23 protein-coding genes are annotated in these 21,893 nt (G+C 74.7%); 13 read left to right on the top strand and 10 right to left on the bottom strand.

Annotated features, from left to right (window positions below; genetic code table 11):
- Positions 1-732: an amino acid racemase gene (locus AB0H37_RS12440; RefSeq protein ID WP_360612425.1), complete on the bottom strand. Its 732-nt coding sequence runs from the start codon at positions 730-732 to the stop codon at positions 1-3.
- Between the two features lie 74 nt (positions 733-806).
- Here AB0H37_RS12440 and AB0H37_RS12435 point away from each other — a divergent pair, with 74 nt between their 5' ends.
- A complete protein-coding gene (locus AB0H37_RS12435) occupies positions 807-1,352 on the top strand; it encodes an XRE family transcriptional regulator (RefSeq protein WP_329090073.1) in 546 nt (181 codons plus the stop codon).
- Positions 1,353-1,354: 2 nt separating this feature from the next.
- Here the strand turns inward: AB0H37_RS12435 and AB0H37_RS12430 are convergent, their stop codons facing one another.
- Genes AB0H37_RS12430 through AB0H37_RS12415 form a run of 4 tightly spaced genes read right to left on the bottom strand, consistent with a single transcriptional unit; the run spans position 1,355 to position 5,608 of the window.
- Positions 1,355-2,749 carry an MmgE/PrpD family protein gene (locus AB0H37_RS12430; protein WP_360612423.1) on the bottom strand — a complete coding sequence of 465 codons (1,395 nt, stop codon included), beginning with the start codon at positions 2,747-2,749 and terminating at the stop codon, positions 1,355-1,357.
- Positions 2,746-3,564, bottom strand: coding sequence for a cyclase family protein (locus tag AB0H37_RS12425; protein ID WP_179835283.1), 819 nt, complete (start codon positions 3,562-3,564; stop codon positions 2,746-2,748). Before AB0H37_RS12425 ends, AB0H37_RS12430 begins: the two co-directional genes overlap by 4 nt.
- Positions 3,561-4,424: a CoA ester lyase gene (locus AB0H37_RS12420; RefSeq protein WP_329090077.1), complete on the bottom strand. Its 864-nt coding sequence runs from the start codon at positions 4,422-4,424 to the stop codon at positions 3,561-3,563. The genes AB0H37_RS12425 and AB0H37_RS12420 overlap by 4 nt, the downstream gene beginning before the upstream one ends.
- Entirely contained in the window at positions 4,421-5,608 is a 1,188-nt protein-coding gene (locus AB0H37_RS12415; RefSeq protein WP_329090079.1) for a CoA transferase, read from the bottom strand. Before AB0H37_RS12415 ends, AB0H37_RS12420 begins: the two co-directional genes overlap by 4 nt.
- 235 nt (positions 5,609-5,843) lie before the next feature.
- Between AB0H37_RS12415 and AB0H37_RS12410 the strand changes: the two genes are divergently transcribed.
- From AB0H37_RS12410 to AB0H37_RS12365, 10 genes are read left to right on the top strand one after another with little or no spacing between them, the layout of a single operon-like run.
- Complete coding sequence (locus tag AB0H37_RS12410) at positions 5,844-7,094, top strand: ABC transporter substrate-binding protein (protein WP_329090081.1); 1,251 nt, start codon at positions 5,844-5,846, stop codon at positions 7,092-7,094.
- The gene (locus tag AB0H37_RS12405) at positions 7,091-8,107 is read left to right on the top strand and encodes a branched-chain amino acid ABC transporter permease (RefSeq protein ID WP_360612420.1); all 1,017 of its coding nucleotides are present in this window, start codon (positions 7,091-7,093) and stop codon (positions 8,105-8,107) included. Before AB0H37_RS12410 ends, AB0H37_RS12405 begins: the two co-directional genes overlap by 4 nt.
- Complete coding sequence (locus AB0H37_RS12400; protein WP_329090085.1) at positions 8,104-9,159, top strand: branched-chain amino acid ABC transporter permease; 1,056 nt, start codon at positions 8,104-8,106, stop codon at positions 9,157-9,159. The genes AB0H37_RS12405 and AB0H37_RS12400 overlap by 4 nt, the downstream gene beginning before the upstream one ends.
- Positions 9,156-9,905, top strand: coding sequence for an ABC transporter ATP-binding protein (locus tag AB0H37_RS12395; RefSeq protein ID WP_360612418.1), 750 nt, complete (start codon positions 9,156-9,158; stop codon positions 9,903-9,905). Before AB0H37_RS12400 ends, AB0H37_RS12395 begins: the two co-directional genes overlap by 4 nt.
- Positions 9,892-10,593 carry an ABC transporter ATP-binding protein gene (locus tag AB0H37_RS12390; protein WP_360612416.1) on the top strand — a complete coding sequence of 234 codons (702 nt, stop codon included), beginning with the start codon at positions 9,892-9,894 and terminating at the stop codon, positions 10,591-10,593. The genes AB0H37_RS12395 and AB0H37_RS12390 overlap by 14 nt, the downstream gene beginning before the upstream one ends.
- The gene (locus AB0H37_RS12385; RefSeq protein WP_360612414.1) at positions 10,590-11,936 is read left to right on the top strand and encodes an MmgE/PrpD family protein; all 1,347 of its coding nucleotides are present in this window, start codon (positions 10,590-10,592) and stop codon (positions 11,934-11,936) included. The genes AB0H37_RS12390 and AB0H37_RS12385 overlap by 4 nt, the downstream gene beginning before the upstream one ends.
- A complete protein-coding gene (locus AB0H37_RS12380) occupies positions 11,936-12,589 on the top strand; it encodes a hypothetical protein (protein ID WP_329090093.1) in 654 nt (217 codons plus the stop codon). Before AB0H37_RS12385 ends, AB0H37_RS12380 begins: the two co-directional genes overlap by 1 nt.
- Positions 12,586-13,977, top strand: a complete 1,392-nt coding sequence (locus tag AB0H37_RS12375) for an FAD-binding protein (RefSeq protein WP_179835274.1) — start codon at positions 12,586-12,588, stop codon at positions 13,975-13,977. The genes AB0H37_RS12380 and AB0H37_RS12375 overlap by 4 nt, the downstream gene beginning before the upstream one ends.
- A gap of 10 nt (positions 13,978-13,987) precedes the next feature.
- Positions 13,988-15,457: a dihydroorotase family protein gene (locus AB0H37_RS12370; RefSeq protein WP_360612412.1), complete on the top strand. Its 1,470-nt coding sequence runs from the start codon at positions 13,988-13,990 to the stop codon at positions 15,455-15,457.
- A gap of 22 nt (positions 15,458-15,479) precedes the next feature.
- A complete protein-coding gene (locus AB0H37_RS12365; RefSeq protein ID WP_360612410.1) occupies positions 15,480-16,256 on the top strand; it encodes an IclR family transcriptional regulator in 777 nt (258 codons plus the stop codon).
- Here AB0H37_RS12365 and AB0H37_RS12360 read toward each other — a convergent pair.
- On the bottom strand, positions 16,253-16,981 hold the full coding sequence (locus AB0H37_RS12360; protein WP_360612408.1) for a phosphodiesterase: 729 nt from the start codon (positions 16,979-16,981) through the stop codon (positions 16,253-16,255). The two genes, AB0H37_RS12365 and AB0H37_RS12360, sit on opposite strands and share 4 nt — an antisense overlap.
- 46 nt (positions 16,982-17,027) lie before the next feature.
- Here AB0H37_RS12360 and AB0H37_RS12355 point away from each other — a divergent pair, with 46 nt between their 5' ends.
- Entirely contained in the window at positions 17,028-18,416 is a 1,389-nt protein-coding gene (locus tag AB0H37_RS12355; protein WP_329090101.1) for a PLP-dependent aminotransferase family protein, read from the top strand.
- A gap of 10 nt (positions 18,417-18,426) precedes the next feature.
- Here AB0H37_RS12355 and AB0H37_RS12350 read toward each other — a convergent pair whose 3' ends face one another.
- Positions 18,427-19,038 (bottom strand): hypothetical protein, encoded by a 612-nt coding sequence (locus AB0H37_RS12350; protein WP_329090103.1) that lies wholly within the window; start codon positions 19,036-19,038, stop codon positions 18,427-18,429.
- Between the two features lie 230 nt (positions 19,039-19,268).
- On the opposite strand from AB0H37_RS12350, the gene AB0H37_RS12345 reads away from it, so the two are divergent.
- Positions 19,269-19,640 (top strand): VOC family protein, encoded by a 372-nt coding sequence (locus AB0H37_RS12345; RefSeq protein ID WP_360612406.1) that lies wholly within the window; start codon positions 19,269-19,271, stop codon positions 19,638-19,640.
- 10 nt (positions 19,641-19,650) lie between these two features.
- Here the strand turns inward: AB0H37_RS12345 and AB0H37_RS12340 are convergent, their stop codons facing one another.
- From AB0H37_RS12340 to AB0H37_RS12330, 3 genes are all read right to left on the bottom strand, one after another.
- Positions 19,651-19,863: a hypothetical protein gene (locus AB0H37_RS12340; RefSeq protein WP_360612404.1), complete on the bottom strand. Its 213-nt coding sequence runs from the start codon at positions 19,861-19,863 to the stop codon at positions 19,651-19,653.
- 90 nt (positions 19,864-19,953) lie between these two features.
- Entirely contained in the window at positions 19,954-20,628 is a 675-nt protein-coding gene (locus AB0H37_RS12335; protein ID WP_360612402.1) for a response regulator transcription factor, read from the bottom strand.
- A complete protein-coding gene (locus tag AB0H37_RS12330; RefSeq protein WP_360612400.1) occupies positions 20,625-21,755 on the bottom strand; it encodes a sensor histidine kinase in 1,131 nt (376 codons plus the stop codon). The genes AB0H37_RS12335 and AB0H37_RS12330 overlap by 4 nt, the downstream gene beginning before the upstream one ends.
- Positions 21,756-21,893: the final 138 nt, after the last annotated feature.

Raw genomic sequence — 21,893 nt, 5'->3', positions numbered from 1 at the left:
TCACCTTCCGTCGAAGCGTCCGCCGCGCCAGGTGGGGAGGGGCCGGCGGTCCGCGGCCACGTCGAAGGCGGCACGGGCCAGCAGGCGGGTGGAGTCGAGCGTGGGCAGCGGCGAGGCCTCGGGGGTGACCAGGAGCGGGATCTCGGTGCACACCAGGGCGACGGCGTCGCACCCGCGCCCGGCGAGGCGCTCGATGATCCGGACGTACTCGCGGCGCGACTCCTCGGTGAAGACCCCGTTGACCAGCTCGTCGAAGATGATCCGGTGGACGGTCTCCCGGTCGACCGGGTCCGGGACCTCGGCGGCGATGCCGCGTGCGGCCAGCTCGCGCGGGTAGAGCGGGCCGTCCATGGTGTAGCGGGTGCCGAGCACGCCGACCCGCGTCCGGCCGTCGCGGGCGGCCTGGTCGGCGACGACCTGGACGAGGTGCAGGCCGGGGAGCGCCAGCTCGTTGCCGGGGTGTTCGAGGGCCAGGTGCGCGGTGTTGTCGGGGCAGACGAAGAAGTCCGCGCCGGCCGCGGCGAGCCGCCGGGCGCTCTCGGCCAGGATCCTCCTGATCGGGGCGTGGTCCCCGGCGTCCCACGAGGGCATGCTGCGTGCGAGCGCGATGAGGTCGAGCGTCACGTCCGGGTGGTCGTCGGGGCCCAGCTCACGGAAGCCCTCATGGCAGAAGGTCCGGAAGCACAGCGCGGCGCCTTCCGCGCTGTGGGCGAGGATGCCGAGGTGCCTCATGCTCAGTCCTGTTCGTTGTGGCGAACAATCGTCCAGTACAGTGAACACTACCCTCGGAGGACGGGAGCGGGCGAGTGGATGTGATCGCGGTGATCGCGGCGTCGATCCGGCGGGAGCGCGAGCGCGCCGGGATGTCCCAGACGGAGCTGGCCCGGCGCGCGGGCCTGGCCAAGTCGACGCTCTCCCAGCTGGAGTCCGGCGCCGGTAACCCGAGTGTCGAGACGCTCTGGGCTCTGGGGACGGCGCTGAACGTCCCCTTCAGCCGGCTGGTGGACCCGCCGCGCCCGGCCGTCCGGGTGATCCGGGCGGGGGAGGGGCCGGCCGCGCACTCCGACCGGGCCGACTACACCGCGACGCTGCTGGCGTCGTCCCCGCCGCACGCGCGCCGCGACCTCTACCGCGTCACGGCGGAGCCCGGCGAGGCCAGGGTCTCCGACCCCCACCCGCCGGGCACGACCGAGCACGTCGTCCTCAGCGCCGGCCGCGCCACGGCCGGGCCCGCGTCCGGGCCGGTGGAGCTGGGCCCCGGCGACTACCTCACCTACCCCGGCGACGCTCCGCACGTCTTCGAGGCCCTGGTGCCCGGCACGGCCGCGGTCTTCGTGATGGAGCACCTCTAGCGTCAGGCGAGCAGGGAGGTGAGCCGGCCGAGGTCCGCCAGGTCGGCCAGGCCGTGGACGAGGTCGGTGATCTGGTCGGCCCGGGCGTCCGGGACGCGGCGGGCGGCGTTGAGGCGGAACTTCGTCGCGAGCTCCTCGGCCGAGAGGGGGTTGCCCGGGCCGCCCCGGTTGGCGTCCACGCGCTCCTCCAGGAGCGCGCCGTCGCGGGTGCGGACGCGCAGCACGGCCGGGAACTGGTGCGGGAAGATCTCGTCGCAGCGTGCGTCCGGGACGCAGCCGACCCGGGCGGCCAGCGCCAGCCGGGCGGGGTCGGCGGCGGCCTCGTCGGTGAAGTCCTCGTGGAAGACGCCGAGGCCGCCGCCGCCGAGCAGGGCCGCCGCGACGGTGTAGGGCCCGGAGAACGCGGCGTGGTACCCCGACCGGGGACGGATCTTGTCCTCGTGCGGCTCGCCGATCGTCCGCAGCACGGGGGTCGGCGCGCCGAGCTCGATCGTGTCGACGTCGGCCGGGTCCAGCCCGCGGGAGCGCAGCCGGAGGGCGGCGTCGATGCCGGCGTGCGTGAAGTGGTTGCACGGGTACGGCTTGAAGAAGATGCCGGGCAGTTCCCAGCGCTCGCCGAGGTCCGAGGTGAGGGCGTCGAGGTCGACCCGGTCGCCGCAGAACGCCTGGAGCATCCCGAAGCGGCCTTCGAGGACGGTCGGCGGGCCGGTGATCCCGGTGCGGGCGAGCCCGGCGGCGGTGACGGCGGCGTGCGCGGCCCAGCCGCAGTGGATCCGCTTGACGGTGCCGCCGGTGCGGTTGGCCTCCAGGATCCCCGAGCCCATGCTCGCGGCGATGCCCATGGCGTCGGCGATCCCGGCGGCGTCCAGGCCGGACAGCATCGCGGCGGACGCGGCGGCGCCGACGGCGCCGCAGATGGCGGTGGCGTGCTGGCCGCGCTCGAAGAACACCGAGTTGCCGAGCTCGCGGTCGTACCCGGCCATGCCGAGCCGGACGGTGATCTCGACGCCGACGCCCACCGCGTCCAGCAGCCGGGCGCCGCCGGCGCCGTGCGCCTCGGCCGCGGCGAGCGCGGCGGGCACGACCGACGCCGACGGATGCAGGACGGACGGCAGGTGCGTGTCGTCGAAGTCCAGGGAGTGGGCGAGCGTCCCGTTGAGCAGGGCGGCGCTCGGCTCGGGCAGGCGCGTGCCGGTGCCGATCGCGGTGGCACGGCCCTGCCCGCCCCATTCGGCGACGAGCTCTCCGACGGCCCGCGCCGGCCGCTCACCTGTCGCGGCCAGGCTGTTGCCCAGGGCGTCCAGGACGCGCCGCGCCGCGTCGGCGCGCAGCTCCGGGGGCAGCCCGCGGGAGGCGACGGTGGCCGCCAGGCCGGCGAGCCGCTGGACGGGGGTCACGCCGCCACCGCCGCGAGGGGGCGGACGGGGGATCCGGTGCCGCCGGTGATCCTCAGCGGCGCCAGCACGAACACGAACTCGTGCAGCCCGGCCTCGGCGAGCGCCTCCAGGGCGAGGTGCTCCAGGATGAAGATCCCCGACTCCACCAGCAGGATGCGGTGCACGGGCAGGACGCTGTGCCCCGCGCCCGCCGGGATCTGCTCGTAGGCGGTCGTGTCGGCGCCCGTCGCGGCCACGCCGCGGCCGGCCAGCCAGCGGGCGGCGGACGGCGTCGCGCCCGGGACGCCGGTCTCCCGGCCCAGGTAGGCGGTCGCGTCCGCGAAGTTGCGCGACCACCCGGTGCGGATCAGCGCCACGTCGCCGGCGCCCGGCTCGGTCCCGGCGCGCGCTGCGGCCAGGTCCAGGTCCTCGGCGGTCACGCCGTAGCCGGGCGGCAGCGTCGCCATGCCGTGGACCGCCGCCACGTCCAGCAGCACCCCCCGGCGCAGCAGGCCCGGCAGGTTCTCGGCGCCGTGGCTGGTGAAGGCGCCGCCGCGCTGGGCGTCGGCGGCGGAGATCCCGCCGTGCAGCTCCCCGTCGTGGCTGACGTGGGAGAGCGCGTCGATGTGGGTGCCGACGTGCCCGCCGGTCACGATGATCTCGTTGGCCGCCGAGCCGCCGTCGGGGCGCTCCATGTCGCCGTGCCTGCGGATCAGCGTCATGCGGAACCCGGGGTGGTTGGGCGAGCAGGGCATGCCGGTGAAGAACGGCTGGCCCAGCTCGATCAGCCGGACCCCTCCGGCGACGGCCGCGAGCAGCGGATCCTGCGAGTTCATCGGTGGCCTTCCTTGACGGGCGGGGCGGTGGAGTCGGCGGACGCGGCGGCGTCGAGCAGCCATGCGGCGCGCTCGACGACCGCCTTGTCCACGAATCGGCCGGCGGAGTCGATCCATGCGGCCCGGCGAGCCGGGTCCCCGCGTTCGGCGAGCCGGCTCATCAGGTCCCGCGCCCATGCGACCTCGTCCGGGTCGGGTGCGGACGCCTCGTGCACGACGGGGATCTGCGCGGGGTGGATGACCGAGCGTCCGAAGAACCCGGCCCGCCGCCCGGCGAGCGTGTCGGCGCGCAGGCCGTCCAGGTCGCGGACGGCCGTCCAGACGCTTTGCGGCGGGGACGGGAGCCCGGCGGCGCGGGCGGCCACGACGACGCGGGAGCGCGGCCACGCCAGCGCGTCGCCCCCCGCCACCCGCAGGTCGGCGGACAGGTCGGCCTCGCCCAGCGATATCCCGGCGACGAGCGGGTGCGCGGTGGCGAGCGCGAAGGCGTTCTCCACGCCGAGCGCCGACTCCAGGACGGGGAGCACCGGGACGCCCAGCGCGTCGGCGGCGCGGCGCAGTTCGGCCGGGTGCTCGCACTTGGGGATCCGTACCCCCGCGAGGCCGCTCGGAGCGGCCGCGAGGAGCGCGATGTCGTCGGCGCCGTCCGGGGTGGCGGGCGCGTTGATCCGCACGTGGGCGGTGCGTCCGGCGTCCAGCGCGCCCAGGGCGTCCAGGACGGCCCGGCGGGCGGCCTGCTTGGCCGGCGGCGCGACCGCGTCCTCCAGGTCGAGGATCACCGCGTCGGCCGCCGAGGCCAGTGCCTTGGCCATCCGGTCCGGGCGGTCGCCCGGGACGTAGAGCCAGGTCCGCGGCGTCACCTGATCACGCCCTTGGCCCGCAGGTCCTCCAGCCCGGCCCCGTCCACGCCGTAGCGGGCGAGGATCTCGGCGGTGTGCGCGCCGAGCGGCGGCCCGGCCGAGGTGATCCGGCCCGGCGTCCCCGACAGCCGGAACAGCACGTTCTGCATCCGCACCGGGCCGAGCTCGTCGTCGGGGACGGAGGCGATGGTGCCGAGCGCCTCGAACTGCGGGTCGGCCATCACGTCGGCGGCGGTGTAGACGGGGGCGACGGCGGCCTGCGCCTCCTCGAACGCCTTGACGACCTCGTCGCGGTCGCGCCTGGCGATCCACGACCCGACCGCCTCGTCCAGCACGTCGGCGTGCCGGGCGCGCTGCGTCCCCGTCGCGAACCAGGGCTCGTCGATCAGCTCGGGGCGGCCGACCAGCCGCATCACCCGCTCGGCGATCGACTGGGCGCTGGTGGAGATCGCGACCCAGCCGCCGTCGCGGGTCCGGTAGGTGTTGCGCGGCGCGTTGTTGTGCGAGCGGTTCCCGGTGCGGGCCTGCAGCTCGCCCAGCTGGTCGTAGGTGATGATCTGCGGGCCGAGCAGGGTGAGGATCGGCTCGATGATGGCCAGGTCGACCACCTGGCCCTCGCCGGTCGCCTCCCGCGCCCGCAGCGCGGTCATCACCGCGAACGCGGTGGTCAGCGCCGCGATCCCGTCGGCGAGGCCGAAGGGCGGCAGGGTCGGCGGGCCGTCCGGCTCGCCGGTGATCGCGGCGAATCCGCTCATCGCCTCGGCGAGCGTGCCGAACCCGGGCCGCCGGGCGTAGGGGCCGGTCTGCCCGAACCCGGTGACCCGGGCCAGCACGAGCCGCGGGTTGATCCTGCGCAGCTCGTCCGGGCCGATGCCCCAGCGCTCCAGCGTCCCGGGACGGAAGTTCTCGATCACCACGTCGGCGTCGGCGGCCAGCCGCCGGAACAGCTCCTGGCCCTCGGGCGAGCCGAGGTAGAGCGTCATCGCCTTCTTGTTGCGGCCGAGCATCTTCCACCACAGGCCGACGCCGTCGCGCTGCGCTCCGTGGCTGCGCACCGGGTCCCCCGCCGGATGCTCGATCTTGATGACCTCGGCCCCGAAGTCGCCCAGCAGCGTCGCGGCGAGCGGTCCGGCGAACAGCGTGGCCGTGTCGAGGACCCGGACTCCGGACAGGGCGTCGGTCATGGGACGGCACCGCCTTCGCTGGTTGTTTCTCTTAGAGAAACGTCAATGGAGTGTGCGACCGGCTCGCGAGGCGACCCGGAGTCTTCAAGTTGGCACTGCGTAGCGAGTTTCGTCAAGTTTCACCTAGATATTGACCCAATGGCGTGACGGATGCCACCATGACGCAACACTGACCTGCTGTTCCTCTAAGCGGAACACTCATCAGAGGGCAGGAGCCTACGGGCAGGAGAGATGAATGTCGGCTCGCAAGCTCGCCGCCGGGCTCGGCGCGTGCGCGGTCCTGCTGGCCGCGGCCGGCTGCGGCGGCTCGGCGCCGTCCGGTGCGGCCGGGGTGGCGGCCGGGCGCGACGAGGGCCCGGTCAAGATCGGCGCGCTGCACCCGGTCAGCGGAGCCAACGCCGTCGACGGCCAGCAGATGCGGCGCGGCGCGCGGATGGCGGTGGAGGCGATCAACGCCGCCGGCGGCATCCGGTCCCTCGGCGGTCGCAAGGTGGAACTGGAGACGGGCGACACCCAGGGCAAGGCGGAGGTCGGCCAGAGCGAGGCCCAGCGCCTCATCTCCGCGGGCGCGGTCGGGCTCGTCGGCACCTACCAGAGTGCCGTCAGCACGAACGTCGCGGTCGTCGCCGAGCGCAACCGGGTGCCGTTCGTCATGGACGTCACCGCCTCGGACGCGATCTTCGCCCACGGCTACCGGTACGCCTTCCGGGTCCAGCCGGGCAGCGCCGCGATCGCGGGCGCCGCCGCCCGCTACCTCAAGGAGGTCTCGGAGCGGGCGGGCAAGCCCGTCCGCAAGGTCGCGTTCCTGCACGAGCAGACGGACTTCGGCAGCGGCGCCGCCGAGGCGTTCTCCGCGGCGGCGAAGCGGCTCGGCATCGAGGTCGGCCCGGACATCAGCTACGACGCGCTCACCGTGTCCGACCTCACCGCGCAGATCACGCAGGTCAAGGCGTCCGGCGCGGACGTCCTCGCCGTCGCCGGCTACTACCGCGACAGCCTGCTCGCGGCCAAGGCCGTCGCCGCGGTCAAGCCCGCCCTGAACGCGATCTGGGGCGTGTCCAACGGCGCCTACGACCAGCCCAAGTTCGTCACCGACGGCGGCGCCGCCGCAGAGCGGATCTTCAGCACCAACTACCACTTCGACGCCCGGAGCCCGCAGACGGAGAAGCTGCGGGCCGACTACCAGCGGCGCTACGGCGCCCCCATGCGCACGGGCGCGGTCCTCGCCTACGACGCGGTCCAGGTGATCGCACAGGGCGTGGAGCGCGCGGGCACCACCGACGCGGAGAAGGTGCGCGACGCGATCGCGACCTCGAAGGTCGAGCCCCTCACGGTCGGCACCGGCCCGATCTCCTTCGCCCCGAACGGGGACAACCGCAACGCCCTGCCCGTCCTCATGCAGGTGCAGGGCGGCGGGGTCAAGCAGGTCTACCCGCCGGAGAAGGCCGAATCCCAGCCCAACTACTCGGTGACGTGGCGGTCATGAGCGACATCGGAACCAAGGCCCAGTCCCCTCCCACCCCCGCCGTCCGGCGCCGTCTCCCCGGCGGCGTGACGGCGGCCGTCCTCAAGCGCGCCGCCGTCACCGGCGGCCTGGTGGCGGCCGCGATCGCGGTCGCCCTGATCAAGTCCGGCAGCGGCCTCGTCGTCTGGCAGTCGGTGGTCACCGGCCTGCTGATGGGCGGGCTGTACGGTCTCATCGCGATGGGCCTCACGCTCATCTTCGGCGTGCTCGACATCGTGAACTTCGCGCACGGGGCGCTGCTCGCCATCGCGATGTTCATCGCGTTCGGCGTCGTGCAGGGCACCGGCCTGCACCCCTACCTGACGCTGCTGGTCGCCGTCCCCGCGCTGTTCCTGATCGGGGCGGCCGTGCACCGCGGCCTGCTCGGCGGGACGGGCGGCGCGTCGCTGGAGAACCAGCTGCTCATCACGCTCGGCCTGTCGCTGCTGCTGGAGAACGGCCTGCTGATGTTCTTCGGCGCCGAGCCCAAGAACGTCGCGCTGCCCGGCGACTTCCAGTTCTCGCTGTTCGGCGCGGTCGTGTCGGGCGCCCGGCTGTACGCCTTCCTCGGCGCCGTCCTGATCGGCGCGGCGCTGTTCTGGATGCTGCGCCGCACCCGGTTCGGCACGGCGATCCGCGCGGTGGCCGGGAACCGGGCTGGCGCGGAACTGGTCGGCGTGAACGTCCGCCGCGTCCACACGCTGACGTTCGCGATCGGCACCGCCTGCGCCGGAGCGGCGGCCGTGCTGGCCGCGCCGCTCGTCACGGTGACGCCCACGCTCGGCGAGCAGTTCAACATCACCGCCTTCGTCGTGGTGGTGCTGGGCGGCATGGGCAACGTGGCGGGGGCGCTCGCGGGCGGGCTGCTCATCGGGCTGGTCGAGCAGCTCACCACGATCTACATGGACGGCCAGAGCTCGCTGCTCGGCGTGTTCGCCGTCTTCCTGGTCGTGCTGTTCCTCCGCCCGCAGGGACTGTTCGGGAGGCGAGCATGACCGGCATCACCCTCACCGGCCGCCCCGGCGCCGGCGCGGCCCGCCCGGCGAAGGCGCCGCCGCTGCGGCCGCAGAACCGGCAGCTCGCCGTCCTGGCGGTGCTGCTGCTCCTGGCGATCCCGCTGCCGCTGGTGCTGCCGCCCGCGCAGGGAGCCGTCGCCGTCCGCATCCTGATCTTCGCGCTGATGGCGATCGGCTGGAACGTGATGAGCGGGTTCGGCGGCATGTTCAGCTTCGGGCACGCCGCGTTCTTCGGCCTCGGCGCCTACACCAGCGCCTACCTGCTGGTCGAGCACGGGGTGTCGCCCTGGATCGGGATGCTCGCCGGGATGGCGGTCGCGGCGGCCGTCGCCGTGGTCATCGGGTTCTTCGCGTTCCGCTACCGGCTCAAGGGCGCCTACTTCGCGCTGGCGACGTTCGCGTTCGCCGAGATGCTCCGGCTGGTGGTCACCACGACGGAGTTCACGGGCAAGGCGGTCGGGTTCACCGTCCCGCTGATCCAGGGGTCCTCGCTCTGGAAGATCCAGTTCGCGGCGGACTCGCCCGCCTACTTCTGGATCGCGCTCGCCCTCGCGGGCCTCGCCGCCCTGGTCAGCATCCTGTTCCTGTACTCGCGGACCGGACGCTACGTCACCGCGATCCGCGACGACGAGCTCGCGGCGGCGTCCCTCGGTACGCCGGTCCTGCGGTACAAGCTGGTCACGGTCGCGCTGTCGGCCGCGATCACCGCCGTCGCCGGAGCCCTCTACACGCAGTACTACCTGTTCGTGAACCCGGATCTGGCGTTCGGGTCCTCGGTGTCGATCCAGGCGATCGCGGCCGTGGTCATCGGCGGCATCGGCACGGTCTGGGGCCCGGTCGCGGGCGCGGTCGTCCTGGGCTCGCTGTCGGACGTCACCGCGACGCTGCTGCGGACCCCGCCCGGCTTCCTGGACTTCCTGCAGGGGCGCAGCGGCCTGGACGTCGCGGTCTACGCGGTCCTGCTGATCCTGATCGTCCGGCTGCTCCCCAAGGGAATCGTCGGCACGATCGCCGCGAGGTGGCGCGGATGAGCCCGTCCGGCGAGACCGTGCTGACCGTGTCCGGCGTCGGCAAGCACTTCCGCGGCCTGCGGGCCCTGGCCGACGTCGACCTGCGGGTCGCCGAAGGCGAGATCCTCGGCGTCATCGGCCCGAACGGCGCCGGGAAGACGACGCTGTTCAACGTCATCTGCGGCGCCCTCGCCCCCGACGCGGGCCGGGTCGAGTTCGGCGGCCGGGACGTCACCGGCGCCTCGCCCGACCGCATCGCCCGCGCCGGTATGGTCCGGACGTTCCAGCTGATGCGGCCGTTCGGGAGCATGACCGTCCTGGAGAACGTCGCCCTGGCCGCCCAGCACCGCCGCCAATCGCCGCACCGCCTGCGGGCAGGGGCGATGGACGTCGTGGAGCGCGTCGGGCTCGGAGAGTGGGCGCACCGGGGCGCCACCGAACTGCCGACCGCCGGGCTCAAGCGGCTCGAACTCGCCCGCGCGCTCGCGATGCGGCCGAGGGTGCTGCTGCTGGACGAGGTCCTCGCCGGACTCGTCCCGGCCGAGCGCGAACCCGTCCTGGACCTGCTCGCCGCGCTGCGGGTGGAGGACGGCACGACGCTGCTGTTCATCGAGCACATCATGGCGGCCGTGATGCGGCTGTCGGACCGCGTCCTCGTCCTGGACCAGGGCCGGGTGCTGGCCGCCGGGACGGCCGCGGAGGTCACCTCCGACCCCCGCGTGATCGAGGCGTACCTCGGAGAGGAGCCGGACGATGCTGGCGATTGACGGGCTCTGCGCCGGCTACGGCCGCATGCGGATCCTGCACGAGGTCGACCTGCGGCTCGGCGAGGGCGAGATCGTCGCGCTCGTCGGCGCGAACGGCGCGGGCAAGACGACCACGCTGCGCGCGGTGTGCGGGCAGCTGAGGCCGACGTCCGGGACGGTCACGTTCGCGGGCGCGTCCACGGCCGGGCGGCGCCCGGACCAGCTCGTCCGGGACGGCCTCGTGCACGTTCCCGAGGACCGGGCGCTGTTCGGCACGCTCACGGTCGAGGAGAACCTGCGGATGGGCGCCTGGACCCGCCCGCCCGCCGAGGCCGCCGCCCGGATGCGGGAGGTGTTCGAGCTGTTCCCCGTCCTCGCCGAGCGCCGCGCGCAGATCGCGCAGACGTTCAGCGGCGGGCAGCAGCAGATGCTCGCGATCGGCCGCGCGCTGATGGCCCGGCCGAAGCTGCTCATGCTGGACGAGCCGTCCACCGGCCTTTCGCCCAAACTCACCTGGGCGGTGCTCGACGCGGTCAAGCGGATCCGCGACACCGGCGTCGCCGTGCTGCTCGTCGAGCAGAACGCCAAGCAGGCGCTCGGGATCGCCGACCGCGCCTACGTCATGGAGAGCGGATCGACCGTCCTGCACGGGACAGGCCGCGAGCTGGCCGGATCCGCCGAGGTCAGGAAGGCGTACCTGGGGCTGTGACGGATGCGGTGGAGGCCACGGCGCGGCTGGGGGAGTGGGTCGCGCGGCTGGACGCGGCGCGGGTGCCGGAGCCGGTGCTCGACCGGCTGTCGCTCGTCCTGCTCGACGTCATCGGCGTGACGGCGCTCGGCGCCGGGCTGGAGGAGACGAGCGCGATGCGCTCGGCGTGGAACGCGCCCGCCGGGCCCGCGCCGCTGATCGGCGCCGGGCGCTGCGTCACGGTCGACGCCGCCGCCTGGCTGAACGCGACGGCCCTCGTCTGCCTCGAACTGGACGAGGGCAACAAGTACGCCAAGGGGCATCCGGCGGCGCACGGCTTCCCGGCCGTGCTGGCGCTGGCGTCGGAGGTGGACGCCTCCGGGGCGGACACGGCCGCCGCCCTGCTCGCCGCCTACGAGGTGGCGTCACGGTTCGGGCGGGCGTCGCGGCTGCGGCCTGGCGCGCACCCGCACGGGAGCTGGGGCGTCGCGGGCGCCGCCGCCGGATGCGCCCGGCTGCTCGGCCTCGGCCCGGACGCCGTCGCCGCCGCGATCGACACCGGTGCGGGGCTTCCGGTCGCGGGGCACTTCGCGTCCGCGACCGACGGCAACCCGGTGCGCGACGCCTGGATGGGCGCGGCCAACATGTCCGGCCTGGTGGCGGCCCGGATGGCCGCGGCCGGGTCCGCCCGCAACACCGGGACGGCCGCGCTCTCGCTCGGGACCCTGCTGGGGGAGTTCGACCCGTCCGAGCTGACCGGCGGGCTCGGGGACCGCTGGGACATCGCGCACGGCTACTTCAAGCGGCACGCCTCCTGCTCGTTCACCCATCCGGCCGCCGACGCCGTCCTCGACCTGCGGCCCGGGCTCGACCCGTCCCGGATCACCGCGGTCCTGGTCGAGACGCACGCGCTCGGCGCCGGGCTGGGCTCGGCGCGCTGGCACAACCGGCTGTCGGCGATGTTCTCCACGCCGTTCGCCGTGGCCGCGGCCTTCCTGCACGGCGAGGTCGGACCGCGCACGAGCCTGGAGGACCCGCGGCTGCGGGCCCTCGCCCGGCGCGTCCGGCTGGTCGAGGCGGACGACCTGACGGCCCGGCTCCCGGACGAGCGCGCCGCGCGCGTCACCGTCGCGCTGGCCGACGGGACGACCCGGATCCGCGAGGTGCCGAACCCGGTGGGCGACGCCGACCACCGCCCCCTGGACGAAGGGGAGCTCCTGGCCCTGCTGAGGCGACGGCTGCCCGGACGCGAGGACCTGATCGGCAGGGCCGCGGCCTTCGCCCGCGAGCTGCCCGCCCTGGACCACGCCGGTGAGCGCCTGCGCGAACTCGCCGGCGCAGACGAGACGAAGGAGCCGAAGTGATGCGCGCCCTTGCCGTGACGCCGATCCATCTGCCGCCGGAGGAGATCCGAAGGAGGCAGGCCCGCTACGACCGGCTCGCCCCGCCGGGGCTGTCGGTCGAGCTGCGCGACGTCGGCCCCGCCGCGCCCGGTTCGCTGGACGACGAGGCGTCGATCCGCGCGTCCGAACATGAGGTCGCCGCCGCGCTGGCGCGGGCCGGGGACGGCTGGGACCTCGCCTTTCCCGACTGCGTGCTGGACCCGGCCGTGCCCGAGGGCCCTGCGCCCGCCGGCCACGCCGCCGACCAGGCCGTTCCGGTGAACGGCCTGCTCAGGCTGAGTAGTCTGTATCTTTCTGCGATGAATGTACGTTTCGGTGCGGTGGTGCGGAACGAGGCGATCGGTGCGGAGCTGCGCCGCCGCCTCACGGCCTACGGCCTGGACGCCCGCACCGCCGGGATCGAGGTGCTGGACCTGCCCTTCGACGCCGTCGCCGACGCGGGCGCCTGGAACGCCGCCCTCGGCGCGGCGGCGGATGCGCTCGCCGCCGCCGGGGCCACCGCCGTGATCAACGGCTGCTCGGCCGTCGACGTCGCGGAGCACCGCTTCGCGGCCCGGATCGTCGACCCCACGGCCCTGGCCCTGCGGCTCATGGTGATCGGGGGGAGCGCGTGACCGGCGGACCCGACCTCGTCGTCGCGGGCGCCGGCGGCGGCCTCGCCGGGGCGCTGCGCGCCGCCGAACTCGGCCTCAGCGTGCTCGTCGTCGAGGCGAGCGAGCACTTCCGGCGCGGCAACAACACCTCGATGTCGACCGCGATGTTCCCCGGCGCGGGCTCGCGCTGGCAGAAGGCCGCGGGCGTCGAGGACTCCCCGGACCGGTTCGCCGCCGACATCGCGGCCAAGACCGGCGGCCGCGCCGACGCCCGCCTCGCCCGCACGCTCGCCGAGGTCAGCGGCCCGCTCGTGGAGTGGCTCGCCGACTCGGCCGGGCTGCCGCTCTCCCTGGTCACCGACTTCAACTACCCCGGCCACTCCGTGCACCGCTGCCACTCCGTCCCCGGGCGGCACGGCTCCAGCGTGATCGACCACCTCGCCCGCCGCGTCCGCGAGCACCCGGGCATCGACCTGCTCGTCCCGGCCGCGCTCGTGGACGTGACGACCACGGGCGGCCCCGGTGCCGCCACCACCGTGCGCGGGGCGTTGGTCCGGTACCCGGACGGGACGCAGGAGGAGATCCCCGCCGGCGCCGTGCTCCTCGCCACCAACGGCTTCGGCGCCGACCGCGCCCTGGTGAGGCGCCACCTGCCCGAGATCGCGGAGGCCCTCTACCAGGGCGGCGAGCGGTCCCGCGGGGACGCGCTGCGCATCGGCGGCGGGCTCGGCGCCGCCACCGGCTACCTGGACGCCTACCAGGGGCACGGCGCCGTCGCCGCCGGCGCGGGCACCCTCGTCGGCTGGGCCACGATCATCCACGGCGGGATCATGGTGGACCTCGACGGGCGCCGGTTCGGCGACGAGACCCGCGGCTACTCCGAGTACGCCGCCGAACTGGCCGCCCGTCCCGGCTCCACCGGCTGGATCGTCCTGGACGAGACGATCTTCGAGCAGTGCCGGCCGTTCCAGGACTTCCGCGACACCGTCGAGTCGGGCGTCCTGGTCTGGGCCGACGATGCCGAGGGCCTCGCCGAGGCCACCGGCCTCCCCGCCGGGGCCCTCGCCCGCGAACTGGAGGCCGGCGCCGCCGCCGCGCGCGGGGAACGCCCCGACGAGCACGGCCGCACCCACTGGGAGCGCCCGCTCGCCGCCCCCTACGCCGCCGTCCGCGTCGTCCCCGCCCTCTTCCACACCCAGGGCGGGCTGCTCGTCGACGGTGACGCCGCGGTCGTCGACCCCGGCGACCGTCCCATCCCCGGCCTGTACGCCGCGGGCGGCGCCGCCGCCGGGATCTCCGGCCACGGCGCCGGCGGCTACCTGCCCGGCAACGGCCTGCTGCCCGCCTTCGGGCTCGCCTACCTGGCGGCCGGCGCCATCGCCCGCCGCACGACCACCCGCGAGAATTGAGGAGACCACCATGGCGACGACCGAGCTGCTGCTGAAGAACGTGCGGGTGGTCCGCCCCGACGCCCCCGAGGGCACCGAGCCCGAGCCCCTGGACATCGCCGTGAACGACGGCGCCATCGCGCGGGTCGCGCCCGGGCTGCCGGACGACGACGCCGCCACCGTGATCGACGGCCGCGGGCGGCTCGCCTTCCCCGGCGTCGTGGACGCCCACCAGCACTGGGGCATCTACAACGAGCTGGTGACCGACACCCGCACCGAGAGCCGCGCCGCCGCGCAGGGCGGCGTCACCACGGCCCTGACCTACATGCGCACCGGCCAGTACTACCTGAACAGGGGAGGACCGTACCGCGAGTTCTTCCCCGAGGTGCTCGGCGCCGCACAGGGCAACGCCTACGTCGACTACGCCTTCCACCTCGCGCCGATGATGGCCCGGCACATCGAGGAGATCCCCTACCTGGTCGAGGAGCACGGCGTCACCTCGTTCAAGATCTTCATGTTCTACGGCAGCCACGGCCTGCACGGGCGCTCGTCCGGCCAGAGCGACTTCCTCATGACGCCGCCGGACGAGCGCTACGACGTGGCCCACTTCGAGTTCGTCATGCGCGGCGTCCAGAAGGCCCGCGAGCAGCTCGCCGAGTACGCGCCGCACATCTCCCTGTCGCTGCACTGCGAGACCGCCGAGATCATGACCGCGTACACCAGGATGGTGGAGCGCGACGGGTCGCTGACCGGGCTGCGCGCCTACAGCGCGTCCCGGCCCCCGCACTCGGAGGGCCTCGCCGTCACGATCGCGTCCTACCTCGCGCACGAGACGGGCCTGCCCAACATCAACCTGCTGCACCTGTCGTCGGAGAAGGCGCTGTCGGCCGCGCTGACCATGGCGGGCGCCTTCCCGCACATCGACTTCCGCCGCGAGGTCACCATCGGGCACCTGCTCGCCGACGTCGACACCGCGCACGGCCTGGGCGGCAAGGTCAACCCGCCGCTGCGCGAGCGCTCCGACGTCGAGGCGCTGTGGCGGCACGTCCTCGCCGGCGAGGTCGACTGGGTCGTCAGCGACCACGCCTGCTGCCGGGACGAGATGAAGTTCGGCGCCGACCGCGACGACGTCTTCCTCGCCAAGTCCGGCTTCGGCGGCGCCGAGTACCTGCTGCCCGGCCTCGTGGGCGAGGGACTGAAGCGCGGCCTGCCGCTCCAGCGCGTCGCCCAGCTGACGTCCTGGAACCCCGCCCGGCGCTACGGGCTTCTCACCAAGGGCGCCATCGCCGAGGGGTACGACGCCGACATCGCCCTGGTCGACCCGGACGTGTCCTGGACGGTCCGCGCCGCCGACTCCGAGTCGACGCAGGAGTACACGCCGTTCGAGGGCTTCGCCATGACCGCGCGGGTCACCGACACCTTCGTGCGCGGCCGCCGCGTCTACGCCGACGGCGAGATCACCGGCGCTCCCGCCGGCCGCTACCTCCACCGCGGCCGCTGATCCCATTCCCTAGGATCGTCCAGTGACCAACCAGACCGCCGCTCCGGCCCCGGGGGGAACCGAGGTCGCCGGGCGCGTCGCCGACGTGCTGCTGCTGTTCGCCGGCGGGCCCGAGTACCTCGGCGTCACCGCCATCGGCCGCGAGCTCGGCATCTCCAAGGCCGTCGTGTACCGCATCCTGCAGTCGCTCGTGTCGCGCGAGATGCTGGAGGCGGGCACGTCCGGCTACCGGCTCGGGCCCGCCGCCGTCGCCCTCGGCGTGAGCGCGCTGCGGCGCTTCAACGTCCGCACCGTCGCCGCGCCCGTGCTGCGCCGGTTGCGGGACGAGACCGGCGAGACGACCACGCTGTCGGGGCTCGTCGGCGACGAGCGGGTCTACCTCGACCAGTTCGAGAGCCCCCGCGAGGTCAAGATGACCGTCGAGGTCGGGCGGCGGTTCCCGCTGCACGCGGGCTCCTCGGGCCGGGTGATCCTCGCGTTCCTGCCCGAGGAGCGGCGCGAGGCCGTGCTGGCCCGCCCGCTGGCGGCGCTCACCGACCGGACCGTCACCGGCGGGCCGGCGCTGCGCGCCGAACTCGCCGAGACGGTCCGGGAGGGCGTCGGCGTCTCCTTCGGCGAGCGTCAGGCCGACGCCGGGTCGGTCGCCGCGCCCCTCTTCGGCCCGGACGGCGAGGTCCACGGCTCCATCAGCGTGTGCGGGCCCCGGCACCGCTTCACCCCCGAGGCCGTCGAGCGGTACCGGACGCTGGTCCGCGACGCCGCCGAGGAGATCACCCGGACCTGGACCGCGCACCGTTAGAAGGTGCGGTAGTGCGTGCTCAGGCGCCCCTCGTCGTCCAGGACGTGGAAGGCGACGCCCGGGGGAGCGTCCAGGTCGGCGATGTCGCCCTCCTGCCAGGGCAGCCGGAGGGTCGACACGACGCCGGGCGCGACGAGCAGGGGCCGTCCCGCGAAGGTCGTGGCCGCCGCCGTGTGGGCGTGCCCGCACAGCACCGCCACGACCTGCGGGTGGCGCAGGACCACCTCGGCCAGGCGCCGCTCGCCGAACTGCCGGATCCCGTCCACGTACGGAATCTGGAGCCTCACGGGCGGGTGGTGGAAGCAGACGAACGCCGGAGCGTCCGGCGCCGCGGCCAGCCGCCGGTCGAGCCACCCGATCGTCTCGTCGTCGAGCCGCCCGTGGTCCTCGCCGGGGACGGTCGAGTCGCACATCAGGAAGGTGGCCCCGGCGATCTCGTGGGCGCGGTTGACCGGGCCGCCGCCCGGCGGCTCCTCCAGCAGGACCTCCCGGTACGGGCCGCGCCTGTCGTGGTTGCCGGGACAGGTCAGGACCGGATGCCCCGACGCGAGGACCTTGCGGGCCTGCTCGTACTCGGCGGGCTCGCCGTGGTCGGCGATGTCCCCGGTGACGAGGACGGCGTCGACCGGCACGCCGTTCAGGTGGTCCATGACGCGGGCCGCGCGTTCGGCCGGGCCCTCGCCGCCGTCCAGATGGGTGTCGCTGAGCTGCGCGAAAACAATCATGCCGCGAATCTAGACGCCGACCGGACCAGTATTAAGATCCAGTCTCATGCGCAAAGACTGGTCCGGTTCGGTCGACCTGCATCTGGACGTCGACCCCTCCGGGGGCCGCCGCGCCGGACTCGAACGCGCCCTCCGCGCAGCGATCAGGTCCCGGCGGCTGGCCCCGGGCGACGTCGTCCCGTCGACCCGCGCGCTGGCCGCCGAGCTGGGCCTGGCGCGCGGGACGGTCAGCGCCGCCTACGACCAGCTGACGGCGGAGGGCTACCTCACGGCCGTTCCCGGCGGACGAACGCGGGTCGCGGCGGGGCCCGCACCGGCGCCCGCGCCCGCGGAACCGGCGTCCGCCGAGGCGCCGGCGCACGACCTGCTGCCCGGGCGGCCCGACCTGAGCACGTTCCCCTCCACGGCGTGGTCGCGCTCGACGCGCCGCGTCCTCGCGTCCGCCCCGCCCGACGTGCACGCGCTCGGCGACCCGCGCGGGCGCCGCGAGCTGCGCGAGGCGCTGGCCGGATACCTCGGCAGGGCCAGGGGCGTGCACGCCGACCCCGCCCGGATCGTGGTCACGTCCGGTTACGCCCAGTCCCTCGGCCTCCTGGCCTCCGTCCTGCGGGACCTCGGCACGGAGTCGATCGCGATGGAGGAGCCGGGACATCCCTTCCACCGCGCGATCGTCCGGCGCGCCGGGCTCGCCGTCGTCCCGCTGCCGGTGGACGAGCGGGGCGCACGTGCGGACCGGCTCGGCCCGGCGGGCGCGGCCGTGCTGACCCCGGCGCACCAGTACCCGGCGGGCGCGACCCTCCACCCGGACCGCCGCCGCGCCTTCGCCGCCTGGGCCCGCGGCACCGGCGGCACGATCGTCGAGGACGACTACGACGGCGAGTTCCGCTACGACCGCCAGCCGGTCGGCGCCCTGCAGGGGACGGCGCCCGAGCACGTGGTCTACGGCGGTACCGCGTCCAAGACCCTGGCCCCGGCGCTGCGCCTGGCCTGGCTGGTCCTGCCCGCGCACCTGGTCGAGCCCTTCGCCGAGGCCAAGCGCCTCGCCGACGCCCACACCCCGTCGCTCGCCCAGCTCGTCCTCGCCGACCTCATCGCCGCCCACGCCTACGACCGGCACGTCCGCGCCGCCCGCCAGCGCTACCGGCGCCGCCGCGACCTCCTGGTCGAGACGCTCCGCGACCGCGTCCCGCGGGTCCGGGTCCAGGGGGTCGCCGCCGGCCTGCACGCCCTGGTGCTGCTCCCGGACGGCGGGCTGGGTGAGGGCGAGGTCATGCGCCGCGCCGCGTTCCATGACCTCGCCCTCATGCCTCTGCGCGACCACTGGCAGGATCCCGGCGAACGCCCGCAGGGCCTCGTCGTCGGCTACAGCACCCCGGTCGGCGCCGCCTACCCGGCCGCCCTGGACGCCCTCTGCGCCGTGCTCGCCCAGGCCTGACCCGGGCCGTTCACATGTTGGTGCGCGGCTCGGATGCCGCGCCCTCGTCCTCACCGACCAGCCGTGCGTCCTCCTCGTCGACGTCCCCTGCCGGGATGGTGGTGGGGACGGCCGACCACGCGTGGAAGAGCGTCGGAGGCCCGCCCCAGGTCGGGGTCGGCACCACCCACTGGTCGTCGGCGACGTGGTTGTTGTAGAGGCCGAGGGCGTAGCCGGGATACTGGTCCGGCACGATCCCCCAGTAGTTGGCGCCCGTGCCCGGCACCGGGACGAACCTCCAGTGCTGCGGCGGGCTGCCCGTCCGCCCCTCCCGTGTGGTCAGGATCGGTGACAGGCCCGGGATGCTCCCGGGCCCGGACCCCGGCCGGAACGTCAGGACGTGCTCGTTGACCTGGTGCTCCATCAGGTAGACGGAGCGGCCGCCGCGCAGCCTGATCTCGTAAAGCCGCCATCGCACGGTCTTGTCGGACGGCAGCGGCCAGTGGTTCTCGTTCTGCACCTCGTCGTTGAGCGTCGTCGTCGACTGGTTCTCGCTCTGCAGGAACGTCCCCGACACCTGGTGGACGAGCAGGATCGGCTCGCGGGTCGGGGGCTGTCCTTGGACCAGGCGCTGAGCCGGCATGTGCGCTTCCTCTCGGGGGATCGACATCACGCTCCCCATTCCCGAGGGCGATGAGGCGATCACTTACCGTGAGGATCCGCCTCCCTGGCGTCCCCGCGACCCACTTCTGTCCCGGTGCCCCCACCTCTGTGACGCGGGCCCGGCGGTATTTTGCTCGACGCCCGGCACGGGGTTCTGGCACCGTGGGGCGTTGGTATTCGATCTTTGCAGGACGTGGTGGGGGGCCGACTGTGGCGTGCCGGGTGAGTGAACTGGTGCTCGACTGCCGCGATCCGGAGAGACTCGCGGGGTTCTGGTGCGAGGTGCTCGGGTTCGTGGAGCTGGACCGGGAGGGCGACGACATCGAGATCGGTCCGCCGGAGGGGTTCGGCGGGCTCCATCCGACGCTGATCCTCAGCCGCAGCGAGGAGCCGAAGAACGGCAAGCTGCGGCTGCACTTCGACGTGAACGCCACGGACCGGGACCAGGACGCCGAACTGGAGCGGCTCCTGGCCGCGGGGGCCCGGCCGGTGGACGTCGGGCAGACCGGTGAGGAGAGCTGGGTCCCGCTGGCGGATCCGGAGGGCAACGAGTTCTGCCTGCTCCGGACCCGCCTGACCTGACCGCGGGGGATCACCGCCCGGTTCTGAAGCGGGAGCCCACGACGGCGCCGACGAGCGCGGACAGGACCGGCACGAGGATGAAGGCGGCCAGCAGGACGGGGGTGCCGTCGACGTCGAGCGTGCGCTCCAGGACGAAGGTGAAGAACGCTCCCACGGTCTCGGTCAGCAGGAAGCCCGCGGCCCCGCCGACCACGAACCCGATCATTGCGCCGGTGTGGTTCATGGCTCCAAGGATCGGGACGCGGCCGCCCGCGCCGCATCGGCCCGCGGCGGGCATCCGCGCTACCCCGCCGGTTGCGGGCGTGCGGCGCGCCTACGTCCGTGGTCGCATCCAGCGCGGTCTGACCATGCCGGACTCGTAGGCGAGGACGACCAGCTGCGAGCGGTCCCGCACGCCCAGCTTGGACATGATGCGGCTGACGTGGGTCTTGGCGGTGGCGGGGCTGAGCACGAGGCGGGCGGCGACCTCGTCGTTGCTGAGCCCGGCCGCGACGAGCAGCATCACCTCCCGTTCCCGGACGGTGAGGGACTCCAGCCGCGGACCCGGGGCCGGCGCCGGGACCCGCCCGGCGAACTCGCCGATGAGGCGGCGGGTGACGGACGGGGTGATGAGCGCGTCCCCGCGCGCCGCGACCCGCACGGCGTGGATCAGCTCCGCAGGCTCGGTGTCCTTGAGCAGGAAGCCGGTGGCCCCGGCGCGCAGCGCCCCGTACACGTACTCGTCCAGGTCGAAGGTCGTCAGGATCACCACCCGCACGCCGTCGAGCCGCGGGTCGGCGGTGATCCGGCGGGCGGCCTCCAGGCCGTCCGTGCCGGGCATCCGCACGTCCAGCAGCGCCACGTCCGGGCGCAGCTCGCGGCAGGCGGAGACCGCCCGGGCGCCGTCCGCGGCCTCGCCGACGACGGTGATGTCGTCCTCGTCGTCGAGGATGGAGCGGAACCCGGCCCGCACCAGGCCCTGGTCGTCGGCCAGCAGAACCTTGATCATCGTGCGGGGGCCTCGTTTCCGTAGGGCAGCCGGGCCCGGACGAGGAAGCCGCCGCCGGGCCGCGGCCCCGCCGTCAGCTCGCCGCCGAGGGCGCGGGCCCGCTCGCGCATCCCGTCGACGCCGCTGCCCGGACCCGCCGGCGCGGCGGCGCCCCGGCCGTCGTCGGCGACCTCGACGAGCAGCGCGCCCGGCCCGCGCTCGACGCTGACGGTGACCTCCGCGGCGGCGGCGTGCCGCGAGACGTTGGTGAGGGACTCCTGGACGATGCGGTAGGCGGCCAGGCCGACCTCGGTGGGCGGCTCCGCCTCGCCGGTGAGGCGGCCGTGCACGGTGAGCCCCGCCGCCCGGGCCGTCCCGATCAGGCCGCCGATCCCGTCCAGGGCGGGCGGGGGCGCGGTCGGCGCCTCCTCGTCGGCCTGCCGCAGCACCCCGAGGGTCGCGCGCAGGTCGCGCAGGGCCTCCCGGCTCGACGCCTTGATGGCGGCGAGGGCCGCCTCGCCCTGGGCCGGGTCCCGGTGGAAGCGGTGCAGCGACGTCCCCGCCTGGACGTTGATCAGCGAGAGGTGGTGCCCCACGACGTCGTGCAGCTCGCGGGCGATGCGCAGCCGCTCCTCGCCGGCGGCGCGCCGCTCGGCCTCGCGCAGGTAGGCGAGCCGGCTGTGCCGCACCCACCCGAGCGCGACCACGGCCACCAGCCAACCGGTCAGCATGAAGAGGGCGACGCCGTTGACGTCGCGGTTGCCGAGCAGGGTGCCGGCGCCGGTGGTGATCACGGTCAGCGCCGCGAGGACGACGGCGGCCTGGAGCCGTCCCCCGGCCGCGACCGCGTACAGCGCGGCGATGACCGCGATCATCAGCCCGCCGTCGTGCAGGCTGGTGACGTAGTAGGCGCCGGTGGTCACCAGGACCAGCCCCGCGACGGCCACCGGCCACCGGCGGGCGAAGAACAGTGCCCCGCAGGCCAGGAGGATCAGCGCCCAGTCGAACGCGGTCGCGGCCCACGGCTCCTCGCGCGGGCCGACGAGCGACTTCAGGCTGCTGACGGCCACCACGGCGAACACTCCGCCCGCCAGGGCCGCGTCCCGCGCGCGCCCTGCCGGCGGCAGCGGGATCAGGCTGCCACCCATCCCGCCAGCCTAGACGGCGGCCCGGCCCGGCGCCGTCCTCCGCGCGGCCGAACGTTTCGCGCCGGACCCGCAACCGGGGTTGTAGGCAGGCGCCGTCCGACCGCAACCGGGGGAGGACGCGAGACCCCCGCACCGCGG

This window comes from Actinomadura sp. NPDC023710, assembly GCF_040639875.1.
Taxonomy (GTDB): Bacteria; Actinomycetota; Actinomycetes; order Streptosporangiales; family Streptosporangiaceae; genus Spirillospora; species Spirillospora citrea.
This window is presented reverse-complemented; position numbering and strand designations above follow the sequence as displayed.